Annotated in this window: 6 protein-coding genes; 2 read left to right on the forward strand and 4 right to left on the reverse strand. The window is 73.4% G+C overall.

Annotated features, from left to right (window positions below):
• Nucleotides 1–455: energy transducer TonB (locus tag ACVMLK_RS19175; RefSeq protein WP_457487314.1), on the forward strand; the 455-nt coding region annotated here is incomplete at its 5' end.
• A gap of 66 nt (nucleotides 456–521) precedes the next feature.
• Nucleotides 522–2,021: a glycosyltransferase 61 family protein gene (locus ACVMLK_RS19180; protein ID WP_457487315.1), complete on the forward strand. Its 1,500-nt coding sequence runs from the start codon at nucleotides 522–524 to the stop codon at nucleotides 2,019–2,021.
• A 19-nt stretch (nucleotides 2,022–2,040) separates the two neighbouring features.
• On the opposite strand, the gene ACVMLK_RS19185 is transcribed toward ACVMLK_RS19180, so the two are convergent.
• The 4 genes from ACVMLK_RS19185 to ACVMLK_RS19200 all read right to left on the reverse strand — a co-directional run.
• Entirely contained in the window at nucleotides 2,041–2,706 is a 666-nt protein-coding gene (locus ACVMLK_RS19185) for a DapH/DapD/GlmU-related protein (RefSeq protein WP_457487316.1), read from the reverse strand.
• Between the two features lie 113 nt (nucleotides 2,707–2,819).
• Nucleotides 2,820–3,875: a glycosyltransferase gene (locus ACVMLK_RS19190; protein ID WP_457487317.1), complete on the reverse strand. Its 1,056-nt coding sequence runs from the start codon at nucleotides 3,873–3,875 to the stop codon at nucleotides 2,820–2,822.
• A complete protein-coding gene (locus ACVMLK_RS19195; RefSeq protein ID WP_457487318.1) occupies nucleotides 3,872–5,776 on the reverse strand; it encodes a M10 family metallopeptidase in 1,905 nt (634 codons plus the stop codon). The genes ACVMLK_RS19190 and ACVMLK_RS19195 overlap by 4 nt, the downstream gene beginning before the upstream one ends.
• 155 nt (nucleotides 5,777–5,931) lie before the next feature.
• Nucleotides 5,932–6,663, reverse strand: a 732-nt coding sequence (locus ACVMLK_RS19200) for an MFS transporter (protein WP_457487319.1), incomplete at its 5' end; no start/stop codon positions are given.

A 6,663-nucleotide genomic window follows, 5' to 3' on the forward strand; every position in this document is an offset into this window, starting at 1 on the left:
CAGATGGCTTGAGCCCCGTTACATTTTCGCCGCGCCGGGCCCAGCCGCCAGGGCGGCCGGGGGCCATCGACACGGCGATCGGGCCGGTGCCGCAGCGGCCGCTGGGCCCGGCCGGGCCGCTGGCCACCAACAACGCCACGGTGAGCCATGTCGCCGGCACGCGGGCCAGCCGCAACTGGCAGCAGGAACTGCTGGCCTGGGTCCGCAGCCGTGGCTTCTATCCGCCGCAGGCCGCGATGGCCGGGGAATCCGGCCCGGTGACGCTGCAGGTGACGGTGGCGCGGGATGGCCGCGTGACCGGCCTCAGGATGATCAGCCGCTCCGGCTCACGCTGGCTCGACATGGGTGCCACGGCGATCTTCCGCGACGGCCAGGCACCGCGCTTCACGCCCGAGATGGAAGGCGACAGCACCACCTTCAACTTCACCATCCACTACGTTCTGACCTATCGCTAGAAGCTCGTCCCGCTGGCCGCCGGTGCAATTCGAGGTAGCATGGCGTCATGCAAGGTGGAGGCGAAGTTGAACGCAGAATCGCCAGGACTGGTTGAGAAGGCCACGGGAGCCTCCAGCTTCGACCCCCTGGCTTTCGAGCGCCGGGCGAAGGTGTTGGCCGAGGCCGGCGGCTGGGAGGAATTGCGGATCGCCCTCCTCGCCACCACGGATCGGCCCTGGCGGCCGCGGACGGTGCTCTATGCCGCCGTCACCGCGACCGAAGCCCGCTCCGGGGCGCTGCTGGACGAGGTGCTGCGGCGCTCGGTGGGGGTGGAACTGCCGCCGCATATCGCCCTGGCCATCGGCCGGCATCTTGCCATGTCGGGCGAGGCGGGAGCGGCCTGGGGGCTGCTGCTCTCCTGCCGGGCGCTCCTGGACTCCGCGCCGCACCGGAGCGGGCTGGCGCAGGTCCTGGCACTGATCGAGGCGAGCGCGCGGGAGCGCGGCCTGCGCCTGGCAGCCGGCATCCTGCGGCGGCGCCTGACCGGTGCGGCGCTCTCGGTGGGGCCGGACCGGGTGCTGACCTGGGACACGGGAGGCGCGCCACCGCGCATGCCCGAGCCCGGGCCACCGCCGCTGCTGCACCACGAGGCTGCCCCGCCTGCCGCGCTGGCCGAACTGGAAGCGGTGCGGGACGCCTTCGAGGCCGCCCTGCGGCGCGACATCCGGCCGCAGGTGGCGGTGCACGAGGATGTGCTGGTGAACTGGCATGGCCAGGTCTGGCGCGAGGGAGGCGAGGTGATTCTCTCCGGCAATCGCCCCCTTCCCGAGGCCAGCCTGGCGGCGGCGCGGCAGGCGCCGGAGGTCGGGAGCGGCGTGCTGGCCATGGAGGAATCCGGGCTGTTCCACTGGCTCTGCGAATGGCTGCCCTCCCTGTTCTGGACGCTCGGGGATGCGGCGGAAGCCCCGTCCCTGCTGCTGAGCGACCTGGCGCCATCCTATCACGAGGCTTCCCTGGCGCTGCTGGGCAGCGAGGCGCCGCGGTTGCGGGTGGGGGACGCCCTGCGGGTCGGGCGGCTGCATGTCGGCGACCGGCGGATGCTGAATTATCGCCACTGGGGGGCCTACGAGGCGGGCTTCCGGCGCATCAACGTAGCCGCCCGGCGGGAGATGCCCGGGGAGACGCCCGCCGACTTCTACATCTCCCGCCGCGATGCCGGGCGGCGTCGGCTGCTGAACGAGGCGGCGCTGATCGAACGGGTGGAACGGGCGGGGTTCACCGCCGTCGAGCTCTCCGGCATGAGCCTCGCCGCGCAGGTCGCGCTCTTCGCCGGGGCGCGGCGCATCGTCGCGCCGCATGGCGCCGGCCTGTCGCATCTGCTGGCCAAGCCGGACACCTGTACCGTGCTGGAGCTGGTGCCGGCGAGCGCCGGCAGCATGTCGTTGCGCTACAACTTCGCCCGCATTTCGCGCCTGCGCGGCCACGCGCATGCCCTGCATCTGGAGCGCATCAACCCGATCACCCACGAGTGGAGCGTGGATCTGGAGAAGGTCGAGCGCGGCATGGAGCGGCAGTTCGGCGGCTGAGGCGCCGCCGCGCCCGGGTTCAGCCGCCGGCGGCCAGGGCGGCGGCGGGGGTGGAGGCGGGAGCGGGGTCCCAGCGGTCGCAGAAGGCGGCGATGTCGCCGCTCTGGAACTCCGGCAGGCGCGCCAGGATGGTCTCGAAAGGCCAGTCCCACCAGGCGATGCGGCGCAGCCGGGCGGCGATCCCGGCGGGGAAGCGGTCGCGGATGCGCCGCGCCGGCACGCCGCCGACCACCGCATAGGGCGCCACGTCCCGGCTGACCACGGCGCCCGCCGCCAGCACCGCGCCATCCCCCACCGTGACGCCGGGCAGCACCGTCACGCCATGGCCGATCCAGACATCGTGGCCGATGGTGACGCGGGCGGCGCGGCGGTCGGCGAAGAAGGCGCGGTCCCGCGCCGCGCCGGCGTCGTAGTATTCCGGGCAATAGGTGAAGCGGTGCAGCGAGGGCCGGTCCATCGGGTGGTTCGGCGCGCCGATCCGCACCCGGGCGGCGATGGCGCAGAAGCGCCCGATGGCCGCATCCGACACCATGCAATCCTCGCCGAGATAGCTGTAGTCGCCGAGGGTGGCGTATTCGATCTGGCTGTCCCGCAGGATCTCGCAGCAGCGGCCGATCCCGGCCTCGCGCAGCCGGACGCTGGGGTCGATCACCGTGCGGGCGAGTTTCGGGCGCTGTTCCGCCATGCCATGCTCCTGTCCGCCGGAGCGGGTCGGGGGATGGGGCCGCCAGGCGCGGCCCCAGGGGCGCCTGCCTTACCATGGCGATGTGACAGGCGGATGACGGATCCCGCCGGGCGTCAGGCCGCCTCGACCTCCTGCACCCAGAAATTGCGGTGCTCGCGCAGCTTGCTGTCCCGGCGCAGCAGGTCGGTCAGCCAGGCCATGCCGTCCGGCACCCGCCGGCCATGCCCCTCCAGGATGCGCGCCACCTCGCCGGCGAGGACGCGGCGGAAGCCGGCCATCCGCGCCACCGCCTCCCGGCGGATCGCCTCGCGGTCCATCTCCCCCTCGCGCAGCCGGCGCAGCGCCAGCGCCACCCCGTCGCGCACCGCCTCCGCCTTCGGCTCGACGATGATCGCGTTGGCCGCGTCGTAGAAGGCGTCGCGCCCGCCGAGGGAGGGGGTGCTGACCACCGGCAGGCCGCAGAGGAGATACTCCAGCGAGGCGTAGCAGGCGCCCTCCGCGGCGGAGAGGATCAGCCCCACCTCGCTGCTGTTCAGCAACGCCACCACCCGCTCCGGCGGCTGGTTGCGGACGATCCCGGCCGGCCCGCAATCCTCCAGGACGACGCGGGCGGTGCGGCCGTGGTCCGGCTCGTTCACGTCATAGGTGATGAAGAGCGTGCCGCCGACCAGGCGCGACAGGTGATGCCGCTTGAAGGCCAGTGGCTTGCTGTTGAGCACGGCGCGGTAGAGCCTCGGCGTGGGCAGGATGCGGATGCTCTCCTCGTCCAGCAGGGCGGCGTTGTTGAAATGCAGGACGCGGAAGCCCGGGAAGGCGGCGCGCGCATCGGCGACCTCCCGCTCGGAATTCATCAGCAGCGTGACCTGGTCGCGCGCCAGGGCGGGATCGGCCCCCGCCCCGGCCACCGCCTGCTCCAGCCGCCCGCGCAGGGTCCGCAACTGCCCGGCGCCCTGGTTCCAGGAGAAGGTGAAGAGAAGATGCGTGCGGCTGTCGAGCAGGCCGCTGCGCAGCAGGCCGGGCCACTGCAGGAAGGCGCCCTCGTGGAACATGACGATCGAGAGCCCGTCCGGGTCCGTGTGCAGGCAGCGCAGCGGCCGGGACCGGCCCCCCGAGCGGGCGATGAAGCGGGCGGGGCCGGGGGCGTGACCGGGGCCGGGCGGCGGCCTCATGCGACCGGCGGGGCGTCGCGCCCCTCATGGATGCCGAAGGCGAGGAAGTGCTGCAGCGGGTCGATGCCGGCCGCGGCGACATCGGCATGGGCCGCCAGATAGGCCGCCGTGTCGAAGCGCGGCCCGGCGGCGCGGCCCTCGCGCCAGCCCCAGTCGTGGTAATGGGCCAGGGGGTCGAGGCCGGCCAGCGCCACATCCGCATTCGCCGCGAGATAGGCGCCGGTGTCGAACCAGCCGTTCGGGTCGCGCCCCTCCCGTGCGCCGAAGCCCTGCCAGTGCGCCCGCGCCGCCATGCCGGCGGCCGCCACGTCCGGATTGGCGAGGAGGTAGAAGGTGGCGTCGAAGCCCGCCTCGATGTCGGCGCCGACGGCGGCGAAGATCGCCCGCCCCTCCGCCGCGCCATGGGCGAGGTAGTGCTCCAGCGGGTTCACCCCGGCCGCCCGCACATCGGCGTTGCGCGCGAGATAGAGGGCGCCGTCGAACTGCGGCCCCGTGGCGCGGCCCTCGCGCCAGCCCTGCTCGGCGTAGTGCTCCAGCGGGTTCACGCCGGCGGCGTCGACATCCGGATTGGCCGCCAGGTAGCCGCGCGTCGAGAAGAGGAGGTTGGGGTCGCGCCCCTCGCGCCAGCCGGCGGCGCCGTAATGCGCCTCGGCATCCAGCCCCGCCGCCCAGACATCGGGATTGGCGATGGCGTAGAGCAGGTCATCGACCAGGATCGTGCCGTCGTCGAGGGCCAGGCTGCCGTCGGCAAAGGCGAAGACCTCGATGCCGCGCAGCACGTCCCGCCCCTCCGCGCCGGCCAGGACATGGGCGCCGCCCTCCATTCCCCAGGCCTGGCTCTGCGCGGCGAGGGTGACGCCGTAGGCGGCGGTGTCGCGCCCGGCGCCGCCCTCCAGCACGTCGTCGCCCAGACCGCCGGCGAGGATGTTGTCCGCCGCGTTGCCGCGCAGGATGTCGTCGCCCGCGCCACCCGCCGCGTTCTCGATGACGACGCCATGGGCGATGGTCAGGCCGCCATGGACGCCCGCGACATAGGAGACCTGGCCGGCGCCGCCCGGCGCCCAGAGCAGCGTGGCCGCGTTGAGGTCGATTACGGCGTCGCGCGCGCCGCCGTAGCGGATCGTGTCCGACCCGCCGGCATCCCAGATCGCGGCATAGCCGGTGCCGGGGCCATCCGCGTCGGCCAGTTCGTAGACATCGTCGCCCGTGGCCCAGGCGAGGTTGGCGCCGTACTTCGCCTGCAGCACGGCGATGTCGAAGGCCATCGGCGCCATCGCCTCGCCCCAGGCGCTGGTCCCGGAGGTGCCGTCGGGCCCGGTCGGCCAGCCGGCGACGTAGGACATCATGGTCCAGACGTCCTGGTTCAGGTCGTGCTCGCCATAGCCGCGCCGGCCGAAGGGATCGACGACGCCGGGAAAGATCGGGGAATCGCCGTTCAGGCCGGTGTCGTGCGGGTGCGACAGGCCCAGCCCGTGGCCGAACTCGTGGATCAGCGTCTGGAAGCCGTCGCCGCCGGCATCGAGGTCGCCGCCGGGCCCGCGCGACCAGCTGTCGCCCCCGACGTTGAACCGCGCCTGCGCCGGCTCCGGCCGCCCCAGCGGCCCGCAGGAGCCGAGCAGGGCCGGGTCGTTCATGTCCAGGAGGTTGAGCACCAGCATGGGCTCGGCCTCGGGCTCGCCGTCCTCATCCAGCGCGATCTCGCCGAAGCGCAGGTTGGTGATGCGGGAGAAGGTCTCGAGAGCCTGCCGCACCTGACCCTTCTCGTAGTCGTTCCAGGCGACGGTCAGCTGCGACGGATCATCCGCGGAGGCGGGCTGGCCGCCGGCCATGAAGCTGTAGGTGATCCAGCTTCCCGGCGCCCTGATGCCCCAGTCCAGCGCCTCGAGCGGGTTGAATGTCATGGGCTGTGTCCTTCACGACGGGCCAGGCCCCGGGCGCCCGCCGGGCGGACTTCCGGAATCGAATAATGATTGCTGAAATGATAGGAGAATCAACTTTAAGTAGCAATACGAAACCATACACTCGCTTCTGATCCCGCAGCGGTCAGGCTGCCCCCTCAGCCCGTGGTGGCGGCGGGCAGGCGTGTCAGGCGAGGTACCGGCGAGGCGGCGATGACCAGGGCCTGGACCAGGAAGCCCAGGGCGGCGGCGGCCAGGCAGGCCTCGACGCCGAGGCGCGCCGCGAGCAGGGCCCCGAGCGCCGCGCCCAGCGGCCTGGCCCCGAAGGTCGCGGTCATCACCACCGCCGAGACACGGCCGAGAAGCCGGTCTGGCGTCACCGCCTGGCGCAGCGTGGTGGTGGCGATGGTCCAGAGGATCGGCCCGGCGCCGAAGAGGAAGAGGCTGGCCCCGGCCAGCGCGGCCCCTGGCGCGCGGTGCGGCGCCCCGAGGCTCGCCAGCATCAGCAGCGCTGCCAGCAGCCCGGCGCAGGGGCCGACCGCGACCAGCCGGCCGAAGGGCAGGCGGCGCAGCAGCGGCGGCGCCAGCGCCGCCCCGGCCACCATCCCGGCGCCGTAGAGGCCCAGCGTGACGCCGGTGCCGGCCGCCGAGAGGCCGAGGCGCTCCACCGCATAGGCGGCATAGACGGCCAGCAGCAGGAACCAGGCGGTGTTGAAGACCACCGCCGTGACCAGCACGGGGCGCAGCAGGGGATGGCCGAGGACGAAGCCCGCCCCCTCCCGCAGCCCGGCGAGCGCGGTGCGGCGCGGGGCGGGAGCAGGGGCGGGGTCGGGCAGGCCGGCCAGCAGCCGCGCCGCCAGCAGCGACAGGCCGGCGGCGAGGGCGAAGGC

Source organism: Teichococcus aerofrigidensis (genome assembly GCF_054073225.1).